The organism is Streptococcus suis, assembly GCF_002960445.1.
Taxonomy (GTDB): domain Bacteria; phylum Bacillota; class Bacilli; order Lactobacillales; family Streptococcaceae; genus Streptococcus; species Streptococcus hyiners.
Genome location: NZ_POJD01000133.1, coordinates 1 through 18,602 on the forward strand (window position 1 = coordinate 1; position 18,602 = coordinate 18,602).

General features: G+C 43.8%; 25 protein-coding genes. 12 read left to right on the top strand and 13 right to left on the bottom strand.

What is annotated here, in order from left to right; translation table 11 throughout:
• Window positions 1–633, top strand: a 633-nt coding sequence (locus C1G53_RS03450) for an LPXTG cell wall anchor domain-containing protein (RefSeq protein ID WP_153046653.1), incomplete at its 5' end; no start/stop codon positions are given.
• Between the two features lie 132 nt (window positions 634–765).
• Here C1G53_RS03450 and yidC read toward each other — a convergent pair.
• Together yidC and C1G53_RS03460 are read right to left on the bottom strand one after the other, a co-directional pair.
• The gene (gene yidC, locus C1G53_RS03455; protein WP_105117690.1) at window positions 766–1,683 is read right to left on the bottom strand and encodes a membrane protein insertase YidC; all 918 of its coding nucleotides are present in this window, start codon (window positions 1,681–1,683) and stop codon (window positions 766–768) included.
• 64 nt (window positions 1,684–1,747) lie between these two features.
• Window positions 1,748–2,029, bottom strand: a complete 282-nt coding sequence (locus C1G53_RS03460; RefSeq protein WP_105117691.1) for an acylphosphatase — start codon at window positions 2,027–2,029, stop codon at window positions 1,748–1,750.
• Window positions 2,030–2,099: 70 nt separating this feature from the next.
• Here C1G53_RS03460 and C1G53_RS03465 point away from each other — a divergent pair, with 70 nt between their 5' ends.
• From C1G53_RS03465 to C1G53_RS03475, 3 genes are read left to right on the top strand one after another with little or no spacing between them, the layout of a single operon-like run.
• Complete coding sequence (locus C1G53_RS03465; RefSeq protein WP_105117692.1) at window positions 2,100–2,840, top strand: TrmH family RNA methyltransferase; 741 nt, start codon at window positions 2,100–2,102, stop codon at window positions 2,838–2,840.
• 48 nt (window positions 2,841–2,888) lie between these two features.
• Entirely contained in the window at window positions 2,889–3,371 is a 483-nt protein-coding gene (locus tag C1G53_RS03470; RefSeq protein WP_105117693.1) for an HD domain-containing protein, read from the top strand.
• Window positions 3,372–3,390: 19 nt separating this feature from the next.
• Window positions 3,391–4,092, top strand: coding sequence for a Bax inhibitor-1/YccA family protein (locus tag C1G53_RS03475; protein ID WP_105117694.1), 702 nt, complete (start codon window positions 3,391–3,393; stop codon window positions 4,090–4,092).
• Window positions 4,093–4,146: 54 nt separating this feature from the next.
• On the opposite strand, the gene manA is transcribed toward C1G53_RS03475, so the two are convergent.
• Window positions 4,147–5,100, bottom strand: coding sequence for a mannose-6-phosphate isomerase, class I (gene manA / locus C1G53_RS03480; RefSeq protein WP_161941364.1), 954 nt, complete (start codon window positions 5,098–5,100; stop codon window positions 4,147–4,149).
• 199 nt (window positions 5,101–5,299) lie between these two features.
• Between manA and hprK the strand changes: the two genes are divergently transcribed.
• The 5 genes from hprK (at window position 5,300) to C1G53_RS03505 (ending at window position 8,471) form a co-directional block, all read left to right on the top strand.
• Window positions 5,300–6,232 carry an HPr(Ser) kinase/phosphatase gene (gene hprK / locus C1G53_RS03485; protein ID WP_105117696.1) on the top strand — a complete coding sequence of 311 codons (933 nt, stop codon included), beginning with the start codon at window positions 5,300–5,302 and terminating at the stop codon, window positions 6,230–6,232.
• A 1-nt stretch (window position 6,233) separates the two neighbouring features.
• Window positions 6,234–7,010: a prolipoprotein diacylglyceryl transferase gene (lgt, locus tag C1G53_RS03490; protein WP_105117697.1), complete on the top strand. Its 777-nt coding sequence runs from the start codon at window positions 6,234–6,236 to the stop codon at window positions 7,008–7,010.
• A gap of 13 nt (window positions 7,011–7,023) precedes the next feature.
• Complete coding sequence (locus C1G53_RS03495) at window positions 7,024–7,434, top strand: DUF948 domain-containing protein (protein WP_192873102.1); 411 nt, start codon at window positions 7,024–7,026, stop codon at window positions 7,432–7,434.
• Window positions 7,418–7,939, top strand: a complete 522-nt coding sequence (locus C1G53_RS03500; protein ID WP_105117699.1) for a YtxH domain-containing protein — start codon at window positions 7,418–7,420, stop codon at window positions 7,937–7,939. The genes C1G53_RS03495 and C1G53_RS03500 overlap by 17 nt, the downstream gene beginning before the upstream one ends.
• Window positions 7,940–8,099: 160 nt before the next feature.
• A complete protein-coding gene (locus tag C1G53_RS03505) occupies window positions 8,100–8,471 on the top strand; it encodes a hypothetical protein (RefSeq protein ID WP_105117700.1) in 372 nt (123 codons plus the stop codon).
• Between the two features lie 23 nt (window positions 8,472–8,494).
• On the opposite strand, the gene C1G53_RS03510 is transcribed toward C1G53_RS03505, so the two are convergent.
• The 10 genes from C1G53_RS03510 to C1G53_RS03555 all read right to left on the bottom strand — a co-directional run bounded on the left by C1G53_RS03510 (window position 8,495) and on the right by C1G53_RS03555 (window position 14,795).
• The gene (locus C1G53_RS03510; protein ID WP_105117701.1) at window positions 8,495–9,832 is read right to left on the bottom strand and encodes an MATE family efflux transporter; all 1,338 of its coding nucleotides are present in this window, start codon (window positions 9,830–9,832) and stop codon (window positions 8,495–8,497) included.
• A 69-nt stretch (window positions 9,833–9,901) separates the two neighbouring features.
• Complete coding sequence (locus C1G53_RS03515) at window positions 9,902–10,567, bottom strand: potassium channel family protein (RefSeq protein ID WP_105117702.1); 666 nt, start codon at window positions 10,565–10,567, stop codon at window positions 9,902–9,904.
• A gap of 10 nt (window positions 10,568–10,577) precedes the next feature.
• The gene (locus tag C1G53_RS03520) at window positions 10,578–11,927 is read right to left on the bottom strand and encodes a TrkH family potassium uptake protein (RefSeq protein ID WP_105117703.1); all 1,350 of its coding nucleotides are present in this window, start codon (window positions 11,925–11,927) and stop codon (window positions 10,578–10,580) included.
• Between the two features lie 302 nt (window positions 11,928–12,229).
• Complete coding sequence (locus C1G53_RS13300; protein ID WP_238139097.1) at window positions 12,230–12,451, bottom strand: hypothetical protein; 222 nt, start codon at window positions 12,449–12,451, stop codon at window positions 12,230–12,232.
• A complete protein-coding gene (locus tag C1G53_RS03530) occupies window positions 12,441–12,785 on the bottom strand; it encodes an MFS transporter (protein WP_105117704.1) in 345 nt (114 codons plus the stop codon). The genes C1G53_RS13300 and C1G53_RS03530 overlap by 11 nt, the downstream gene beginning before the upstream one ends.
• Before the next feature lie 3 nt (window positions 12,786–12,788).
• The gene (locus tag C1G53_RS03535; protein WP_238139098.1) at window positions 12,789–13,877 is read right to left on the bottom strand and encodes a DUF3278 domain-containing protein; all 1,089 of its coding nucleotides are present in this window, start codon (window positions 13,875–13,877) and stop codon (window positions 12,789–12,791) included.
• Between the two features lie 13 nt (window positions 13,878–13,890).
• Entirely contained in the window at window positions 13,891–14,091 is a 201-nt protein-coding gene (locus C1G53_RS03540) for a hypothetical protein (protein ID WP_105117705.1), read from the bottom strand.
• A gap of 49 nt (window positions 14,092–14,140) precedes the next feature.
• Window positions 14,141–14,341 (bottom strand): hypothetical protein, encoded by a 201-nt coding sequence (locus C1G53_RS03545; protein ID WP_105114035.1) that lies wholly within the window; start codon window positions 14,339–14,341, stop codon window positions 14,141–14,143.
• 49 nt (window positions 14,342–14,390) lie between these two features.
• Window positions 14,391–14,591: a hypothetical protein gene (locus C1G53_RS03550; RefSeq protein WP_105117706.1), complete on the bottom strand. Its 201-nt coding sequence runs from the start codon at window positions 14,589–14,591 to the stop codon at window positions 14,391–14,393.
• A gap of 15 nt (window positions 14,592–14,606) precedes the next feature.
• On the bottom strand, window positions 14,607–14,795 hold the full coding sequence (locus tag C1G53_RS03555) for a helix-turn-helix transcriptional regulator (RefSeq protein WP_024412196.1): 189 nt from the start codon (window positions 14,793–14,795) through the stop codon (window positions 14,607–14,609).
• Window positions 14,796–15,066: 271 nt separating this feature from the next.
• On the opposite strand from C1G53_RS03555, the gene rsmH reads away from it, so the two are divergent.
• Genes rsmH through pbp2X form a run of 3 tightly spaced genes read left to right on the top strand, consistent with a single transcriptional unit; the run spans window position 15,067 to window position 18,601 of the window.
• On the top strand, window positions 15,067–16,017 hold the full coding sequence (gene rsmH, locus C1G53_RS03560) for a 16S rRNA (cytosine(1402)-N(4))-methyltransferase RsmH (protein WP_105117707.1): 951 nt from the start codon (window positions 15,067–15,069) through the stop codon (window positions 16,015–16,017).
• A gap of 11 nt (window positions 16,018–16,028) precedes the next feature.
• Window positions 16,029–16,352, top strand: coding sequence for a cell division protein FtsL (gene ftsL / locus C1G53_RS03565; protein WP_105117708.1), 324 nt, complete (start codon window positions 16,029–16,031; stop codon window positions 16,350–16,352).
• Complete coding sequence (gene pbp2X, locus C1G53_RS03570; RefSeq protein ID WP_105117709.1) at window positions 16,352–18,601, top strand: penicillin-binding protein PBP2X; 2,250 nt, start codon at window positions 16,352–16,354, stop codon at window positions 18,599–18,601. Before ftsL ends, pbp2X begins: the two co-directional genes overlap by 1 nt.
• Window position 18,602: the final 1 nt, after the last annotated feature.

Genomic DNA, 18,602 nt, shown 5'->3' on the forward strand with positions numbered 1-18,602 from the left:
CTTCCAATTGCACCGCAAGAAGAAGGAACAACCCCTAACAAGTCAATCCCAGGATACGAGTTCACAGGTAAGACTGTAACAGATCCAGACGGTAACACAACTCACATCTACCGCAAAGTAGAAACACCTGCTAAGAAGGTTGTAACAAACCATGTTGACGAAGAAACAGGTCTTCCAATTGCACCGCAAGAAGAAGGAACAACCCCTAACAAGTCAATCCCAGGTTATGAGTATGTACGTACAGTTGTAGATGCAGATGGTAATACAACTCACATCTACCGTAAGAAACCAACGACGCCAGTAACACCAGTTGTACCAGGTGAGCCAGTAACACCACCTGTAACACCAGTTGTACCAGGTGAGCCAGTAACACCGCCTGTGACACCAGTTGTACCAGGTGAGCCAGTAGCACCTGCAACACCAGTTGTACCAGGTGAGCCAGTAGCGCCTGCAACACCAGTTGCACCTGCAGTACCTGCTAAACCAGCGGCACCAGCTACATCTGCTAATTCAGGTGCGGCACAGTTGCCAAATACAGGTGAGTCAAGCACAGCAGCAGCTTCTGCCCTTGGTGTGGGTATGCTGGTTGCAGCACTTGCTTTGGCAGGTAAACGTCGTCGTAACGAAGACTAATTCAGACTTTTTCAAGAGGAATCTTTCCTGATGAAAAGAATATGAATGGAAAAAGCAAGGGTCTCAGGCCCTTGCTTTTTTCCGTGGTTTTAAATATAAAAAACAACCATCCTAGGAGATGGTTGTTATGTTTTATCTAGACCGTTGTTTACCAGCGTTGCGATTTGATTTTTTAGAAGTCTTTTCTTCGATGATAGCAGATGCTTTGGGAGTGACATCTTTGACGGTAGATTTGTAGGGTTTTGGTGGATTGTTTTTAAATTCTTCCTCTACCTTGGCGCGAACTTTTGGTTTGAGGATGAAGTTGGTTAAGGCTTGTTGAATGAGCCCGACAATACCGCCGACTACCCAGTAGAGGGTGACACCAGCTGGTGAAGTCCAAGAGAAAATGACAATCATGATGGGGTTCATATAGGTCACGGTTTGCATTTGCTTTTTCTGTTCTTCATCCATGCCGACCTGCATCAATAGTGATTGGGCATAGTAGAGAATACCTGCTACAGCAGTCAGAATCATACTTGGCTGACCAAGAGGAATGCCTAAGAATGAGGCTTCAGAGATACCTGGTGTGTGACGGGCTGCATAGAAGAGAGCCGTGAAGAAAGGCATTTGGATAAGGAGTGGAAGACAGCCCATACCGCCAAATACACTTACTCCATACTGCTTTTGAGCCGCAAAGAATTCTTGCTGGGCAGCTAATTGTTCCTCTTGAGAGCTTGCATTTTTCATCCGTTCTTGGATAGGACCCAAGATTGGCTTGAGGTAGTTCATCTTTTCCGATTGGTAGGTTGCTTTCCAAGACTGATAGATACCGAGCGGCATAATCACGAAGCGAACGATGAGGGTTACCACGATAATGGCAAGACCAAAACCAAGTCCTTGGTTTTCAGCAAAGAAGGTAATCAGGTTTCCCATTGGTTCTACCAGATAGTTATAAACCCAGCCTTCACCGGTTGGAACACCTTTTTTATCAGTTTTGACACATCCAGCCAAAAATACAAGACTGGCAAGAGCCATGCTGGCTAAGAGTAGACGTTTATTCTTTTTCAAATTGCTACATTCCTTTTTACATGATACATTCTATTTTACTGTTTTTACGGTCAATTTTCAAGTTTTATCTATGACTGACCTGAAAATCATGGTAGTCGTCAAAGTTAGCAAGTGTCACGTCAAGATAGCTAACCTTTGCCATGCGAGAGGGGCCTTTTCGGATTTCATGGATAAAATGGCTGAGCTTATCAGCATGCTCGGACTGAGCCAAGATGGTCACTGTTCCATCATCATTGTTCCAGACCCTGCCGTAAATATCACCAATTTCTACTGCTAAAAATTGGACAGCCCAACGAAAACCAACTCCTTGCACTCGACCAGATGCAATCATTTTAACCTTTCTCATAAGCTTCTCCTTTTGACAAGAACTTTACTTTATTATATCATTGTTGGGTAAGAAAGAAAATGAGGAAACTATGGAAATTATCCGTTCGAAATCCAATAATCTGGTCAAACAAATTAAGAAATTACAGCAGAAAAAATACCGTACTTCATCTTACTTGATTGAGGGCTGGCATTTGTTAGAAGAAGCAGTCAAGGCTGGAGCGACTATTCAACATATTTTGGTGGTGGAAGAGCATGTGGACAGGGTTGCTCATATGGAGCAAGTGACAGTGGTCAGCCCAGAAATCATGCAAGATTTGACTGATTCTAAGTCACCGCAAGGGGTTCTTGCCCAACTTGCTCTACCTAGTCAGGATTTACCTGAGCGGCTGGATGGTAGGTTTCTAGTCTTGGAAGATGTTCAAGACCCAGGGAATGTTGGCACCATCATACGTACGGCTGATGCGGCTGGTTTTGATGGCGTCTTTTTGACAGATAAGTCGGCTGATATTTACAATATGAAGGTCCTTCGTTCTATGCAGGGGAGCCATTTTCATCTACCTATTTATCGCTTGCCAATTGAGGATGTTTTCTCTACTTTAAAAACCAATGGTGTAGAAGTTTTGGCAACAACTCTATCTAGTAAGTCTGTGGACTATAGGGAGGTTTCGCCAGGAGCTTGCTTTGCGCTTGTTATGGGCAATGAAGGTCAGGGCATTTCTGATTTTGTATCCGCAGAGGCAGATCAATTGGTTCATATCACCATGCCTGGTCAGGCAGAGAGTTTGAATGTGGCTATTGCAGCTGGTATTTTAGTCTTTAGCTTTATTTAAGCCAAGAAGTCTAAACTGTGTTATAATAACAAAACGAGGTTTACATCTATGGGTGCTTATAAAAAAGATAAAGAATATATGGCCTATGTCGGTCACTTGATTGACACTAAAAAGGTGCAAAAGTTAGCAGATATTCCCCACCACTACCATTCGACCCGCTTGGAACATTCTATCAATGTTTCCTATACCAGTTACAAAATCGCTAAGAAATTTGGCTGGGATGCCAAGTCGACTGCACGAGGTGGTCTTCTGCATGATCTCTTCTTCTATGACTGGCGTGACACTAAATTTAACAGGAGTCATGCCTGGGTCCATCCACGGATTGCCAAGCGCAATGCCCAGAAGTTGACCAAGCTCAACAAGGTGGAAGAAGATATTATTGTCAAGCATATGTTTGGTGCAACCTTGGCTCCGCCCCGTTATAAGGAATCATGGATTGTGACCTGTGTAGATAAATATTGGGCAGTTCGTGAGTTTACCCTGCCCTTGCAATATAAATGGAAAAATCGAAAGGTCCTGCGCTTTGAGTAGGATATAAAAGGAGAACTATATGAACAAGGATTCATTTATCATCAATCAGGTGGATAACACCGCTCTTAACCGTTTCTTTGGGAAGATTTATGCTGTAGTCGCGATGGGAATTGGCTTGTCAGCCCTTGTTTCCTTCCTAGCAGTTACTGTTTTCCAGCAGTTGCTTTATGCCTTGCTTAGTGCAGGTTCTATTATCATGATGTTGGTCATGTTGGGACAAATTGCCTTGGTGGTTGCTGCTTCTACCATGGCTGCTAAAAATAGTCCAATGGCTCTACCAATGTTCTTGGCCTACTCGGTAACAAACGGCTTGACCATCAGCATGGTCTTGATGTTCTATACGACCGAAACGGTTGCCTTGGCCTTCCTATCTGCTGCTCTGATGTTTGCCATTATGGCAGTGATTGGTATGACGACTAAGAAAAACCTTTCAGGTATGGCTCAAGCCTTGCGAGCTGCCCTCTGGGGAATTATGATTGCCAGTGTCATCAACATCTTCCTTCGCAGTTCAGGCATCAGCTTTGCCATGTCTATCGTTTCTGTCCTTGTGTTCTCAGGTTTGATTGCCTATGACAACCAACGTATCCGCGACGTTTTCGAGCAAACAGGTGGCAATGTCCAGAATGGTTGGGTAGTGTCTATGGCTCTTCAACTCTACCTTGACTTTGTTAACCTCTTCCTCAACTTGCTTCGCATTTTTGGAATGATGAATAGAGATTAGTAGGATAGCAATGCTTAAAAACTCAGAAGTTTTTGGACTTCTGAGTTTTTTTGCTTACTTTGTGTCATTAGCATGGCTAGCGATGATTTCCATCTGGCCTGTAAAGGTCCATTCAGTCACATCGGCTGGCAGGATGAAGTGGGTTCCTTTTTCAAGTGGGTAGCTGGTTTCACCGACCTTGATGGTTCCTTGACCGTCAATAACACTGACAAGTAGGTAGGGAACGGTTTGCTCCATCTGGATTTCTCCTTTGGTCTGCCATTTATAGACAGTGAAGAAGGGATTAGAAACCAGGAGGGTGGTGTCAAGCTTGTCTACTTTGAGTTGGGCCGGTGTGGAATTGGCTACGGGACCGATTGTCAATACGTCGATAGACTTTTCAATGTGGAGTTCACGAAGATTTCCAGCGTCATCGCGGCGGTCAAAATCATAGACCCGGTAGGTTGTATCACTAGACTGCTGGGTTTCTAAAATCATGATACCCTTACCGATGGCGTGCATAGTCCCGCTTGGAACGAAGAAGAAGTCGCCTTTTTTAACGGGTACATGGGTCAAGAGCTTGTCCCAATCTCCAGCTTGGATTTGCTGGCGGAGTTCTTCTTTGGATTGGGCATTGTGACCGTAAATGATTTCAGCGCCTTCCTCGGCTTCCAAAATGTACCAACATTCTGTTTTTCCAAGTTCGCCTTCATGAGCTAGGCCGTAGCTATCATCAGGATGGACCTGGACGCTGAGCCAATCTTCAGCATCGAGGATTTTGGTTAAGAGTGGAAAAACCTTATCTTTTGGGTTGCCAAATAGCTGTTTTTCGTTTGTGTAGAGGTCATCTAGTCCACGACCCTCATAGCGACCGTTTGAAACGGTAGTGACACCATTTGGATGGGCAGAAATAGCCCAACATTCACCAGTCTTTTCACTTGGAATGTCGTAGTGGTAATTGGTTTTCAGGCGATTACCACCCCAAATTTTCTCATGCATAACAGGTGTCAGGAATAATGGCTCCATAATCTCTTCTCCTTATTGTTGTTTTTCTATCAATAGTATAACAGATTACCAAAGAATTTTGTAGTAGTGTGGTAATTCCTTATCTGATTAACAACTACTATGATGTCAGAAGCACCTATATTCTGAGGAAAAGTTCTACTTGTTTTGCCCTCCCACCCCATGCTTGTGGTATAATATACTAAAACCGAAAGAGAGGGAAGATATGACCGTTTTTGTGAAAGATTTGCTTGACAATCTGCGGATTGAGTGTGCCTATAGCACTGAGGAATTACTCAAAAAAGAGATTACGACTTCTGATATTACACGTCCTGGATTGGAGATGACAGGCTACTTTGATTACTATTCTCCAGAGCGTATTCAGCTTATGGGGATGAAAGAGTGGTCCTATTTGATGGCCATGACAGCCCATAACCGCTACCAAGTGCTCTCGCAGATGTTCCAGCCAGAAACGCCTGTAATTATTGTGGCGCGTGGTTTGGAAATCCCAGAGGAGATGTATCGAGCGGCCAAGGAGAAGAAGATTGCTATCTGTCGCAGTAAGACTGCGACCAGCCGTCTATCAGGGGAATTGTCTTCCTATCTAGACAGCCGACTGGCACAACGGACCAGCGTTCATGGTGTCTTGATGGATATTTACGGGATGGGTGTCCTCATCCAAGGGGATTCTGGTATCGGTAAAAGTGAAACGGGTCTGGAGTTGGTCAAGCGTGGTCACCGCTTGGTTGCGGATGACCGTGTGGATGTCTATGCCAAGGATGATGTGACTCTTTGGGGTGAGCCTGCGGAAATTCTGCGCCACCTACTAGAAATCCGTGGAGCTGGAATTATCGATATCATGAGTTTGTATGGTGCCAGTGCTGTTAAGGATTCTTCAGAAGTGCAGTTGGCTGTCTATTTGGAAAATTATGAAACGGGCAAGGTCTTTGATCGTCTTGGGAATTCTGGCGATACTATTGAGATTGCTGGTATTTCCATTCCACAGATTCGTATTCCAGTAAAAACTGGTCGAAACATTTCTGTGGTTATCGAGGCTGCAGCCATGAACTACCGTGCCAAGCAGATGGGTTATGATGCGACAAAAATCTTTGAAGAGCGTCTAGGTAGACTCATCCAGCAGAACAAGGAAGAGGCCTAATATGGATCCGATTGCCATTCGATTAGGACCTTTAGAAATTCGCTGGTACGCCATTTCTATCTTGCTGGGTTTGGTCTTGGGTGTCTACCTGGCGACCAAGGAGGCACCACGCAAGAAGATTTTGCAGGATGATATATTAGACTTTATCTTACTGGCCTTTCCACTTTCCATCATCGGAGCAAGGATTTACTATGTAGCTTTTTCTTGGAGCGAATACAAGGATAATCTGCTCTCTGTATTTGCCGTTTGGAATGGTGGCATTGCTATCTATGGTGGTTTGATTACAGGGGCAATTGTACTTTATTTCTTCACTCGCTACCGCTTTATCAATACGCTTGATTTTCTAGATGTGGTGGCTCCTTCAGTCATGATTGCTCAAGCCATTGGTCGCTGGGGGAATTTCTTTAACCAGGAGGCCTATGGTAAGGCAGTGGAGAGTTTGGACTACTTACCAGCCTTTATCCGTGACCAGATGTATATTGAAGGTGCCTATCGTCAGCCGACCTTCTTGTTTGAAAGTCTGTGGAACCTACTTGGTTTTGGTTTGATTTGTGTCTTGCGTAGACGGCCAAACTTGCTCAAGCAAGGTGAGATCACGGCCTTTTACCTGATTTGGTATGGTTTTGGTCGCCTCTTGATAGAAGGCCTGCGGACAGATAGCCTCATGTTCTTGGGAATTCGTGTTTCCCAATGGCTGTCTGGACTTCTTATCCTCATTGGAATTAGCATGGTTGTGGTGCGGAGAAGAAAAACTTCTATTCCATTTTATCAATCATAAAGGAGAAGGTATGATTATTGAAATTTCTGTCTTGATTATTGCTCTGTCCATCGCGGCGGTTGCAATCTATGTTATCTTGTTATTGAAAAAGTTGGGGACGGTGACGGAAGAGGCTCAACAGACCCTCAAGGTCTTGACCAGCGATGTTAATGTGACCCTCTATCAGACCAATGAACTCTTGGCCAAGACCAATGTTTTGGTTGAAGATGTCAATGGGAAGGTTTCCACCTTGGATCCACTTTTTGTTGCGGTGGCAGATTTGTCCACTTCTGTGTCTGACTTGAATGCTTCGGCGCGTGATTTGACTGTCAAGGCCAAGTCGGCAGGTGCCAATACGGTTAAAGCTGGCGGAGCCCTCTCTGCCTTGTCAACTATCTCATCTCTCTTAGGTAAGAAAGGAGAAAAAAATGGTAAAAAAATCTAGTGTTTTGACCAGTATCTTATTGGGAGTGGCTGGTGGTGCAGCTGCGGCAGCCTTTCTGGCAAGTAAAACCGGTCAAGCGGTCAAAGAAAAAGTAGTCAACTTTGCCAATGACTACAAGGAAAATCATGAGGAAATCAATGCTGATTTGGTCAACAAGGCCCAGGACTTGGGTAAACAAGCTACAGACCGCTTCACAGAAGTCAAAACTCAGTTGGAAACTGGTGAATTGACTGTGGAAGATTTGGTCAAGTCAGGCAAGGAAAAATCTGTCGAAACCTTTGAGCAAATCAAGGAAAAAATTGCAGAACAAAATCTGACTACTGCGGATATATTGGAAGCTATCAAGGCTAAAACAGTCAAGGCTCCAACGGTAGATGTGACGGAAGAAGAAGTCGAGGACGCTGTCATTGTATCAGAGGATATTGAAATTTCCATTGATGATGTTGTGACGGAACCGGTTTTAGAAGAGGAAGCGGAAATTCCGTCAGAAACGACAGAAGCATAAAAGGAGGACTAGCTTAGGCTATTCTAGGCTAGTTTTCTTTATTTTGGGGTTAGAGAAATTGTAATGGAAATCAGTTTATTGTTTTAGAAATATTTTCGTTTGATAAAATAGCTTGTTAAAAAATAAATAGGAATTATTTGAATTTTTTAGGAGGTTGGTCATGAAAAAATTTGTATATGCCTTCTTGGTGCTTGCCTATGTTATGGTCGCTTATTTGTCGGTCTATGTCCTTCCGCACGATTATTTTGGTGCAATTTTAGGAGCGGCAGGAGCAAGTCTTGGTGCTAGTTTCAAACAGTTCAAGGAAGTGAAAGCTTGTCCTGAGAAACCCTTTTCAGCCTATTTTAAGTGGGATAAGACAACGACAGTTATTTTATTAGTGGTTATTTTGGGTCTCATTCTTTTTGTTCATCTGCTACCAGTGTCCAATGTGCAAGTCGGCTTAGCTTTCTTGGTCGGGATTAGCTATGGTGCGTTTTGGAATATCTTACATATCCAATTTCTTAGAAAGTATTATTTTAAAAACGCATGAGAGTTTCATGCGTTTTTCTTTGTCTATATTGTTTGTCCGGCTTTCAACTTTTTCATTAAGACGATGGAGCTTGGAATGAGAACAATGATGCTACCGATCCAGGCTGCGGGATTGGCAGCTGCTGTTCCATAAAAGCCCCAATACTGCATACCGATGATGGCGACAGCCGCTCGGAAAATCAATTCCCCAAAGCCTGCAAGAGTTGGAATAAAACCCTTGCCCAGTCCCTGGATAAAGCTACGAAGAATAAAGAGGCTGGCTACAATCCAGTAACAAATCCCGTTGATGATGTAGTAGATAAGGGCCAAATCCAATACGGTTTGACTGGCATTGGGCAGAAAGAGGCCGGAGAAGAAGCGGTTGCCCAGGATGAGCAGGAGGGCAAATACTAGTGCCCAAGCGATGTTTAGAACCAAGGCCTGACGGACACCTTCTCGGATCCGTTCGTAGAGCTTGGCCCCATAGTTCTGGGCTGTGAAGGTTGCGATGGCTAGACCAAGATTGACCATGGGCAGCATAGCTAGCTGGTCAGTACGGAGGGCGATAGCTTGGGCAGCAATGGCATCCGTGCCCAGTTGGTTGACCATGAATTGTAGGGTCATGGCTCCGATAGCGATAATACTGGCTTGAAAGCCCATAGGAAAAGCTAGTTGTGCGTGTTTCTTGAGATTGTCTTTGTCTAATTTTATATCAGATAAGCCGATATGGTATTGGGGAACCTTACGGGCAATGTAAAAAATCAAAAAGAGAACAGAACAGGCTTGGGCTGTAATGGTAGCAAAACCAGCTCCGAAAACACCCCATTTCATGACTAGGATGAAGAAAAAGTCTAGACCGATATTGATAAAACAAGCGATGATCAGGGCTATGAGTGGCGTTCTAGAATTTCCAAGACTTCGGAGAGCAGAAGAGAGAAAATTATAGAAAATAGTAAAGGTCAATCCTCCGAACATGGCTGTCAGAAAGGCATGGGAATGTGGAAGAATGCTGGTAGGTGTCCTCATCAAAACTAAAATCGGTTTCAAAAAGACTAAGGCAAGGAGTGTCAATACTAGACTGATGAGGAAGGAGTAGAAAAGTCCATGGACAAAGGATTTTTTCAACTCATCAAAGTCACCTGCCCCAAAGCGTTGGGCGGAAATGATGGTCAGACCATTGGTCACTCCTTGTGCAAAACCGATGATGAGAAAAATCAAGCTGGCAGTTGAGCCGACACTGGCAAAGGCTTCTTTTCCCAGGGTATGACCCACAATCATAGAATCGGCAAAGTTATAGGCCAATTGGAAAAAAGAACCAATCAGTAAGGGGATGGCAAATTGTAAGATGACAATAATTGGTTTCCCTTTTGTTAAATCGTTCATGCATTCTCCTTTGTTAACAGACGAGAAGCCTACTAGGAGTTTTATCCTCTAGTAGGCTTTTTCAATATTTTAGTTAGCTAGGTCTTCAAAGTGGTCAACGGTATTATGATCTGTAATGGCCATGATGAGTTCTTCAGTTTTGAAAACATAGTCTGGGGTTAATTGGATATTCAATTCCTGATTTTCCCCACTACGGTAGCCGATGATATTCATCTTATAGCGTTGACGGAGCTTGAGCTCGCCCAGGGTTTTACCAATCCATTTTGCAGGCGGATGAAATTCCACGATGGAAACATTACCTTCTAGTTCAAATAGGCTGGTTGTGTCTTTGTGAAGAAGTTGCTTGGCCAGTGAAATACCTGTTTCTCGTTCTGGAGAGATGACCTTATCTGCACCGACACGAAGGAGAATTTCTTTGGCGGTTGTTCCTTTTACTTTGGCAACAACCATGGGAACGCCGAGAACCTTGCTATGCATGACAGCGAGAACGCTAGATTCTAAATTCTCACCAGTAGCAACGACGACCGCATCACAGTTTTCAATGCCTGCAGCTCTTAGGAGAGAACGGTCGGTTATATCACCGACAATCCCTCTAGTAAGAATGGGTTCAAGATGGTTAATTTGTTGTTCGTGGTTATCAATGGCAATGATGTTGCAATCATAATTATGTAGGGTCTTGGCAATGGTTGTACCGAATACTCCTAAGCCTAGGATTCCGATAGTATAGTTTGGCATGATTTCTCCTTTATACAAGCATGGATGATTTGGCGTATTGTAGGCTTTCCTGTTTAGAAGCTTTACGGAGGGAAAGGCTAGCTAGGATAGATAGAGGCCCTATGCGGCCGAAAAACATGAGAGCCATGATAACTGCCTGTCCTGCCATGGTGAGTGATGGGGTCAGGTTGGCAGTCACGCCAACGGTTGCTAGGGCTGACATGACCTCAAAGACTAAGAAGAGCAGGGGTTGCTGCCTATCTGTGAGAACTAAAGCAAACAAGCCTGTCAAAAAGACCAAAAGAAAGACAGAAAAGGTCGCAAAAGCCTTGCGGATGGTCAGGCTATCAATGGTACGACCAAGGAAGTTGGTATGGGGCAGTCCCAAGATTTCGCTACGGGCATAGAGGACCAGAGTGAGAAAGGCAGTAATTTTAATTCCTCCCGCCGTTCCTCCTGGTGCTCCCCCCAGCATCATCTGAAAGATATAGATCAGCAGGGTGATAGGAGCCGCTGTGGTATAGTCAATACTAGCAAATCCCGCCGTTCGCATGGTCACAGTCTGGAAAAAGCTTGCTAGTAGTTTGTGACCAAAGGATAGGTGACCGATGGTAGCAGGATTGTTCCACTCTGTAAGTAGGGTTAATAGGGTCCCACAGCTCAAAATCGTGGCAGTTAAACCTAGAACCACCTTGGTATGAAAGCCTAGTTTACGAAGATGGAATTTTTGCCCAAGCTGGGTTTGCAAATCAAACCAGACAGAGAAGCCCAGTCCTCCCATGATGATTAGGCTGGCTAAGGTCAGGTTAATCAATGGATTGTCAACATAGCGGACAATACTGGTGGCGCCGAAATTATCAAAACCAGCATTACAGAAGGCTGAAACGGCTAGGAACATGGAAGTAAATATCCCCCTAGCCCAACCAAATTCTGGTACGAAGTGCAGGGATAAGAGAATAGCTCCCAGTGTTTCAATGGCTAGGGTGAAGCCGAAAACAGACTTGAGAAAATTTCTAAAATGTTTTGTGTCAGAGCGATTGAGGGCTTCTTGGAGAGTTGCCATACTCATAAAATTGATTTTCCGACCACCTCGTAGGGCAAAGAGGCCAATAAAACCAACCAGGCTCAGTCCACCAATCTGAATAAGTAGCATACAGATGATTTGACCAACTGTAGAATAGGTATCGGCAACAGCCTTTGTAAACAATCCAGTCACGCAGACCATGGACACAGAGGTGAAGAGATGGTCCCAGTAACGGGCATTAGATGTAGGAACTTGCGAAATGGGCAGACTAAGTAAGAGGGAGCCAAGGAGAATGACCAGCAGAAAGCTGAGAATAATTCGTTGGCTGGGAGTAAGGTGTATCTTAAATGCTTTCATAAAGCTACCTTTTCAAAAAATAAAGATGAGCATATTGTAGCATAAATAGGAAAAAAAGTAAGCTAGAAAGCAGATTATTTGCTAGCCAAAAAGGGCTGGATTTGAGCCAACCCTATATTATCCAGATTTTTCATTTTTTTTAGGAAGTTACCTATTCGTAGAGAATTGATATAGTCTTACTTTTTTACTTGTCCAATAAAGAGCAGGAGAGCAAATATTCCCCAAAATCCAGCTAAGAGTGGTTTGATTTGTCCAGCGAAAAATCCAATGGAGAAAGTTAGGGCAAAACCTGCAATGAGAAACTAGAGCAGTGGTTTACGATAAAGATGGATAGCTTCTTGGACAGCATTTGATTCTGGACGGGTAGTTTGCCAGTCACTATTCAAGATTGGAAGTATAGTGAACAGTAAGATAAAGAGTGGTGGATTGTCTCCAGTCAGGTAGCTATGTATATACAGGCTACAAATTGCTGTATAGGAGAGAACAATCAAAGTGAGTATGAGTTTCGGGTTGTTAACGTTCATCTGTTTTCTCCTTTTTGACATACAGCCGATAGAGGATAGCGACAGCAAATCCAGCAGGAAGGATGAGGATAAGTGGTTTGACATGTCCTAGCCAAATGCCCACGGAATAGGTCAAGGTCATGGCAATAATTGTAAAGACACTTGAGAGAATAAAGTAATGCCTTTCTTTTGCAGATTTAAGAGGTTTGAGCATCTGGACGATGGGAAAAACGAATAGGAAGCTATCGTGAATGGGCTCCTTGACTATGTAGGAATAGATAAGAAAGGCAGAGAACAGACTATAAAATAGCACAAAGAATTGAAAGGATTGTTTATGGGAAAAGGGGGTGTTCATGGGTTACTCCTTATTTTTTCTTAGCAGAATCTGCTTCCAATTTTTGCAGATAAGCAAGGGCAACCAGGCTAGACTGGCAAAGAGGCCCATCATGCCACCGAAGAGGAGGGATTTTACGTGGAAGATGGAATCCAGTAGGGGAAGCTGGAGGCTAAAGAGGTCTGCCAGCCCAGCAAAGAGGCTAGATAGCAGGGCAACTCCCAGTCCCCAAACGAGTGGCTTGAGGGTCTGTCCTTGTCTTTCCTCAGGGCTTAGTTCGTCCACGTCATATTGAGGCAGGTCAGCATGGAGGGTGCGCATATTAACGATACCAATTAGGATAATACTGAAGAAGGCAATGATCATTGGATAGTAGGTAGCCACCTCCAGAGGATAGCGGTAGGCTAGGAAGTAGGCGATGGCATTTCCGAGAGCTAGGAAGTAGAAGTGGTAGATAAAGGCTATTCCCCCAATCTCATCTGCCTTAGTCCGTCGGTACTCGTCTAAAGGCCCGCGAATACCATAAACGTGCCGTATCATGTTTTGGATCCACTTAGGTTCTTTTTTGGAAATAGCAGAGCTGGCAGTCAGTTGTTCTGCTTTTTTCATGCGCTTGCGTAACATGATTTCGATAGCAATGCCTGTGAAAATACCACCTAGACAGGCTGCAAGGAATTTTCGGAGGTCAAATAGGTGGTCGAGAGGATTGAGTCCCTCCATCCAGGCACCAAAAACAACAGTCCAAATGTACATAAGGGCAGTGAAATAGAGGGTGAATTTGAAACTTGCTCCCTTGAGCTGCTTCTGTTCCTTGCTAGTCAATTCTTCTACATCTAAACTGTCCACTTGGCTGTGGCGCATCTTGGATGCCATATACATACTGGCGGAAAGAGTGGATAGGAGTAGAGCAGTTGGGTAGCCATAGGCAACGACTTCTGGGTAGCGTTTGGATAGGGCAAGTGCCAGCAGGGTAAGAACCATGGTGCCCCAAAAGAGCAGGATAAAGCAGGTATTGCCTAGTCGGAAGGCTTCTTGTTTGCGATATTCATCCAGGGGACCTGCGATACCGTAAAATCGTTTGATCAATTTATCTTGAAAGGTTTCTTTTTTCATACGATACTCCTATTTACTTACGACGAAAAATGAGTGGTAGGTAGGCTAGTCCTAAGAAGTAGATGGTCCCAGCAATCAGCAATTGTAGCCAAAATTTTGCTTGGCTGATAGTATGCAAGATGTCTGCTCCGCTATTGCCCCAAAGCTGAAAGAGGACAAAGAGCGGGATAAAAATGAGGGTAGAGATAAGGGCTTTGCGTGTATTCTTTTTCATGGTAATTTTTCCTTTCTATTCATTTCAAATGGTGCTGTTTAAGACAATCTTACTTACGACGAAAAATGAGTGGTAGGTAGGCTAGTCCTAAGAAGTAGATTGCCCCAGTAATCAGCAATTGTATCCAGAATTTGGCTTGGCTGATGATATGCAAGATGTCAGCTCCGCTATTGCCCCAAAGCTGAAAGAGGACAAAGAGAGGGATAAAAATGAGAGTGGAGATAAGGGCTTTGCGTGTGTTCTTTTTCATGGTAATTTTTCCTTTCTATTCATTTCAAATGGTGCTGTTTAAGACAATCTTACTTACGACGAAAAATGAGAGGTAGGTAGGCTAGTCCAAGGAAATAGATTGTCCCAGTAATCAGCAGTTGCACCCAGAATTTCGCTTGGCTGATGATGTGCAAAATGTCCGCTCCGCTATTGCTCCAAAGCTGAAAGAGGACAAAGAGTGGGATAAAAATAAGGGTAGATATAAGAGCTTTGCGCGTGTTCTTTTTCATGGTCTTTCTTCCTTTCTACTCATTCCAAAAGAGGCTATTGAGGTCGGTTTCTAGAGCCTTGGCTAGGTTAATACAGAGGTCTAGTGAGGGGTTGTATTTGTTGTTTTCAATCATGTTGATGGTCTGCCTGGATACGCCGATGGCCTTGGCCAAATCTAGTTGGGAAATACCGAGCAGTAGGCGGTAGTCTTTGACACGGTTCATGTGCCCTCCTTTCTATGTCAATTATATCTGACATATTTGATTAAAAATGAGAGGATAGGTTGGCTATCCTTTTAAACTGCTGTCAATTATATCTGACATACTAGTGTAAAAAAATGTGGGAACCCTCCCTGTATCTGTCAATTATATCCGACACCTTTCTGTAATGTTATTATATACCCATCAAGAAAACTTGTCAACTATATTTGACACATTTTTTTGTAAAAAGTTTGCAACATCTTTTTGATTTATTTTGTGGTACAATAGATAAGATATGAGCAAGGAATTTAATCACACTACTGTTCTTTTACATGAAACAGTAGACATGTTAGACATCAAACCAAATGGAATTTATGTAGATGCAACGCTGGGTGGGGCAGGTCATAGTGAGTACCTGCTTAGTCAGCTGACGGATGGGGGGCATCTCTATGCCTTTGACCAGGATCAGACGGCTATTGATCATGCCCAGATCCGTTTGGCAGCCTACATTGAAAAGGGGCAGGTGACCTTTATCAAGGATAATTTCCGTAATCTCAAGGCCCGCTTGGCAGAGCTGGGTGTGACAGAGATTGATGGGATTTGTTACGATTTGGGTGTGTCCAGTCCGCAGTTGGATGAGCGGGAGCGTGGCTTTTCTTACAAACAGGATGCCCCGCTTGATATGCGCATGAACCGTGATGGTCAGTTGACGGCCTATGATGTGGTCAATACCTATGACTATCACGACTTGGTACGGATTTTCTTCAAGTACGGTGAGGACAAATTTTCCAAACAGATTGCTCGTAAAATCGAACAGGCGCGTGCCATCAAACCTATTGAAACCACGACGGAGTTGGCGGAGCTGATCAAGTCTGCCAAGCCAGCCAAGGAACTCAAGAAGAAAGGCCATCCTGCCAAGCAGATTTTTCAGGCCATTCGGATTGAAGTCAATGATGAATTGGGCGCGGCGGATGAGTCTATCCAGCAGGCTATTGACTTGCTGGCGATGGATGGACGGATTTCTGTCATTACCTTCCATTCCTTGGAAGATCGTCTGACCAAGCAACTCTTTAAGGAAGCTAGCACCATTGATGTGCCCAAAGGCTTGCCCTTTATTCCAGAAGACTTGAAGGCGCCACTTGAATTGGTCAATCGCAAGCCAATTTTGCCAAGTCAGGAAGAATTGGAGGCCAATAACCGAGCACATTCAGCCAAATTGCGTGTAGCTAAGAGAGTACATAAGTAGGAGAAGAATCTATGTTACAAGAAAAACGTAGAGAAGCTACCATGCGTGTGATTGGTGACAAGTTCAAGACCTTCACCCGTGTAGAAAAAGCCTTTTATAGCAGTATTATTCTATCAGGCCTGGCCCTAGCCATAGGGGTTATTTTCTTGCAGACTCGTTTGATTCAAGTCCAGTCTGAAATGGCCAAGGTCAATCAAAATATCAATCAAAAGCAGGTTGAAATCAATGATGCCAAACAGGCTGTCAATGAACTAACGCGTTCTGCTCGTCTGATGGAGATTGCTGAAAAGGCTGGATTAACATTTAATAACGACAATATTGGAGTAGCTGAATAATGCCCAGAAGAAACAATAAACTCTTACAATATGTTTTGAAAAAACGATATATTCCGTCCCAAAATCGTCGAAAAGTGGGCCAAGGTCTGCTGTTTTTGACGGTTTTAGTCTTTTTTATCTTTCTATTTACTTTTGCCTATATTATTGGAACAGATAGCAAGGCAGGTGTGAAACTATCAGAGAGGGCAGATGCAGTCCACCAACAAGAAGTAACTGTTCAGGCTAAACGTGGAACCATCTATGATCGGACAGGGATTCCTATCGCAGAAGACTCAACCACCTATACTGTTTATGCTATTATTGACAAAGAGTATGTGTCAGAACTGAAGAAAATTCTCTATGTTCAGGACAGTCAGTTTAGCAAGGTGGCGGATGTTTTCAAGAAACATCTTGGAATGGAAACAGACTATGTTCTCCAGCAATTGCGACAGCCGGAACTGAAGCAGGTTTACTTTGGAACCAATGGAAAAAATATTTCCTACAATACCATGACTGCTATCCAGGAGGAGATGAAGGCGGCAGGGATTGAAGGGATTGCCTTTAATGCCAGTCCAGGTCGGATGTACCCTAATGGAAATTTTGCCTCAATTTTTGTCGGGTTAGCGAACCCGGTTGAAAACAAAGATGGCAGTTATAGTTTACAGGGTGTAAGTGGGATGGAGTATTATTTGAACAGCATCCTCGCTGGTCAAGATGGTAAGGTTGTCTATGAAAAGGACAGTCAGGGACGTGTGCTGCCAGGAACAGAAACAGTTAAAGAAGAAACTATCAATGGTCAGGATGTCTATACGACGATTTCTGCAGACCTGCAGCGGTCCTTAGAAACCAACATGGATACCTTCTTTAATACTGCCAAGGGGCGCTACGCCAATGCTACTCTGATCTCAGCTAGGACTGGGGAGATTTTAGCAACGACACAACGTCCAAGTTATGACTCAGATACCAAGGAAGGCTTGGGACAAGAGGGGGTTCTAGAGCGTTCCCTCCTCTACCAAGAGGCCTTTGAACCAGGTTCTACCATGAAGGTTTTGACTGTCGCATCAGCTATTGACAATGGAACCTTTGACCCAAATGCCTACTATACCAATAACGAGTATGTGATTGCAGACGCAAAAATCAATGACTGGACTTTAAACGCTGGCCAATCAGCTGTTACGTTAAATTTTGCTCAGGGTTTTTCACTCTCAAGTAACGTCGGAATGACTTTGTTACAACAAGAAATGGGGGATGAAAAATGGCTAAATTATCTTGCTAAATTTCGCTATGGTTACCCAACACGATTTGGTATGGGGGATGAGGCACCAGGTCTTGTTCCTGAGGATAATATTGTAACGATTGCCATGTCTACATTTGGTCAGGGTATTTCAGCTAACCAAGTGCAAATGCTTCGAAGTTTCTCTGCGATTGCAAATAATGGTATCATGTTAGAGCCAAAATTTATTTCAGCCCTGTATAATCCGAATACTGATACTGCAAGGCTTTCATCTAAAGAAGAAGTCGGGAATCCAGTTTCTGAACAGGCGGCAGATGAGACATTGAAATATATGATAAATGTTGGTACGGACCCTGTGTTTGGGACTCTTTATTCTTCAGATTTACAAGGGCCAGCTATTCAGGTTGAAGGCTATGATATTGCGATGAAGTCTGGTTCTGCCGAGATTGCCAGTGAAGACGGTCAGGGTTATATCAAGGGCGCTTATACCAACTCGGTTGTCGCCATGATTCCTGCTGAGGATCCAGAGTTCATTATGTATGTGACCATTCGTCAGCCAGAAGTCTTGAGTGTTCTCTCTTGGGATACTATTGTAAGCCCGACTTTGAAAGAAGCAATGTTATTGAAGGATAGCTTGAACATAGATGCTCCAGCTCCGTCCCTAGCTTCTGTTGGAAAAGAAACGGACTACACATTGCCAGATCTAATTGGTAAGGCACCTGGTGAGTCGGCTGAGGAGCTTCGTCGCTATCTGGTTCAACCAGTTATTTTAGGCAAAGGTGCTGAGATTAAGAAGGTTTCTTTGGAAAAAGGTAGCTTAGTAGCCCCTAATCAACAGGTTCTCTTATTGACGAATAAATTGGAAGAAATGCCAGACTTGTATGCGGTGACCAAGGAGAATATGGATCTACTAGCTGAATGGACAGGTATTGAAGTGACCTATGAGGGGTCTGGTTCCAAGGTTGTGAAGCAGAGCGTAGAAGTGGGGACCAAGTTGAATAAAACCAAGAAATTAACAGTTACGTTAGGAGAATAAT

Excerpts from the sequence above, each read along its gene's own strand:
- C1G53_RS03475 (WP_105117694.1), top strand. The coding sequence starts at position 3,391 with ATGAACAAGGATTCATTTATCATCAATCAGGTGGATAACACCGCTCTT.
- C1G53_RS03505 (WP_105117700.1), top strand. The coding sequence starts at position 8,100 with ATGAAAAAATTTGTATATGCCTTCTTGGTGCTTGCCTATGTTATGGTC.
- rsmH (WP_105117707.1), top strand. The coding sequence starts at position 15,067 with ATGAGCAAGGAATTTAATCACACTACTGTTCTTTTACATGAAACAGTA.
- C1G53_RS03535 (WP_238139098.1), bottom strand. The coding sequence starts at position 13,877 with ATGAAAAAAGAAACCTTTCAAGATAAATTGATCAAACGATTTTACGGT.
- C1G53_RS03555 (WP_024412196.1), bottom strand. The coding sequence starts at position 14,795 with ATGAACCGTGTCAAAGACTACCGCCTACTGCTCGGTATTTCCCAACTA.
- C1G53_RS03540 (WP_105117705.1), bottom strand. The coding sequence starts at position 14,091 with ATGAAAAAGAATACACGCAAAGCCCTTATCTCTACCCTCATTTTTATC.
- C1G53_RS03500 (WP_105117699.1), top strand. The coding sequence starts at position 7,418 with ATGGTAAAAAAATCTAGTGTTTTGACCAGTATCTTATTGGGAGTGGCT.
- C1G53_RS03520 (WP_105117703.1), bottom strand. The coding sequence starts at position 11,927 with ATGAAAGCATTTAAGATACACCTTACTCCCAGCCAACGAATTATTCTC.
- C1G53_RS03515 (WP_105117702.1), bottom strand. The coding sequence starts at position 10,567 with ATGCCAAACTATACTATCGGAATCCTAGGCTTAGGAGTATTCGGTACA.
- pbp2X (WP_105117709.1), top strand. The coding sequence starts at position 16,352 with ATGCCCAGAAGAAACAATAAACTCTTACAATATGTTTTGAAAAAACGA.
- C1G53_RS13300 (WP_238139097.1), bottom strand. The coding sequence starts at position 12,451 with ATGAACGTTAACAACCCGAAACTCATACTCACTTTGATTGTTCTCTCC.
- C1G53_RS03550 (WP_105117706.1), bottom strand. The coding sequence starts at position 14,591 with ATGAAAAAGAACACGCGCAAAGCTCTTATATCTACCCTTATTTTTATC.
- C1G53_RS03510 (WP_105117701.1), bottom strand. The coding sequence starts at position 9,832 with ATGAACGATTTAACAAAAGGGAAACCAATTATTGTCATCTTACAATTT.
- C1G53_RS03545 (WP_105114035.1), bottom strand. The coding sequence starts at position 14,341 with ATGAAAAAGAACACACGCAAAGCCCTTATCTCCACTCTCATTTTTATC.
- hprK (WP_105117696.1), top strand. The coding sequence starts at position 5,300 with ATGACCGTTTTTGTGAAAGATTTGCTTGACAATCTGCGGATTGAGTGT.
- C1G53_RS03470 (WP_105117693.1), top strand. The coding sequence starts at position 2,889 with ATGGGTGCTTATAAAAAAGATAAAGAATATATGGCCTATGTCGGTCAC.
- ftsL (WP_105117708.1), top strand. The coding sequence starts at position 16,029 with ATGTTACAAGAAAAACGTAGAGAAGCTACCATGCGTGTGATTGGTGAC.
- lgt (WP_105117697.1), top strand. The coding sequence starts at position 6,234 with ATGGATCCGATTGCCATTCGATTAGGACCTTTAGAAATTCGCTGGTAC.
- C1G53_RS03530 (WP_105117704.1), bottom strand. The coding sequence starts at position 12,785 with ATGAACACCCCCTTTTCCCATAAACAATCCTTTCAATTCTTTGTGCTA.
- C1G53_RS03460 (WP_105117691.1), bottom strand. The coding sequence starts at position 2,029 with ATGAGAAAGGTTAAAATGATTGCATCTGGTCGAGTGCAAGGAGTTGGT.
- C1G53_RS03465 (WP_105117692.1), top strand. The coding sequence starts at position 2,100 with ATGGAAATTATCCGTTCGAAATCCAATAATCTGGTCAAACAAATTAAG.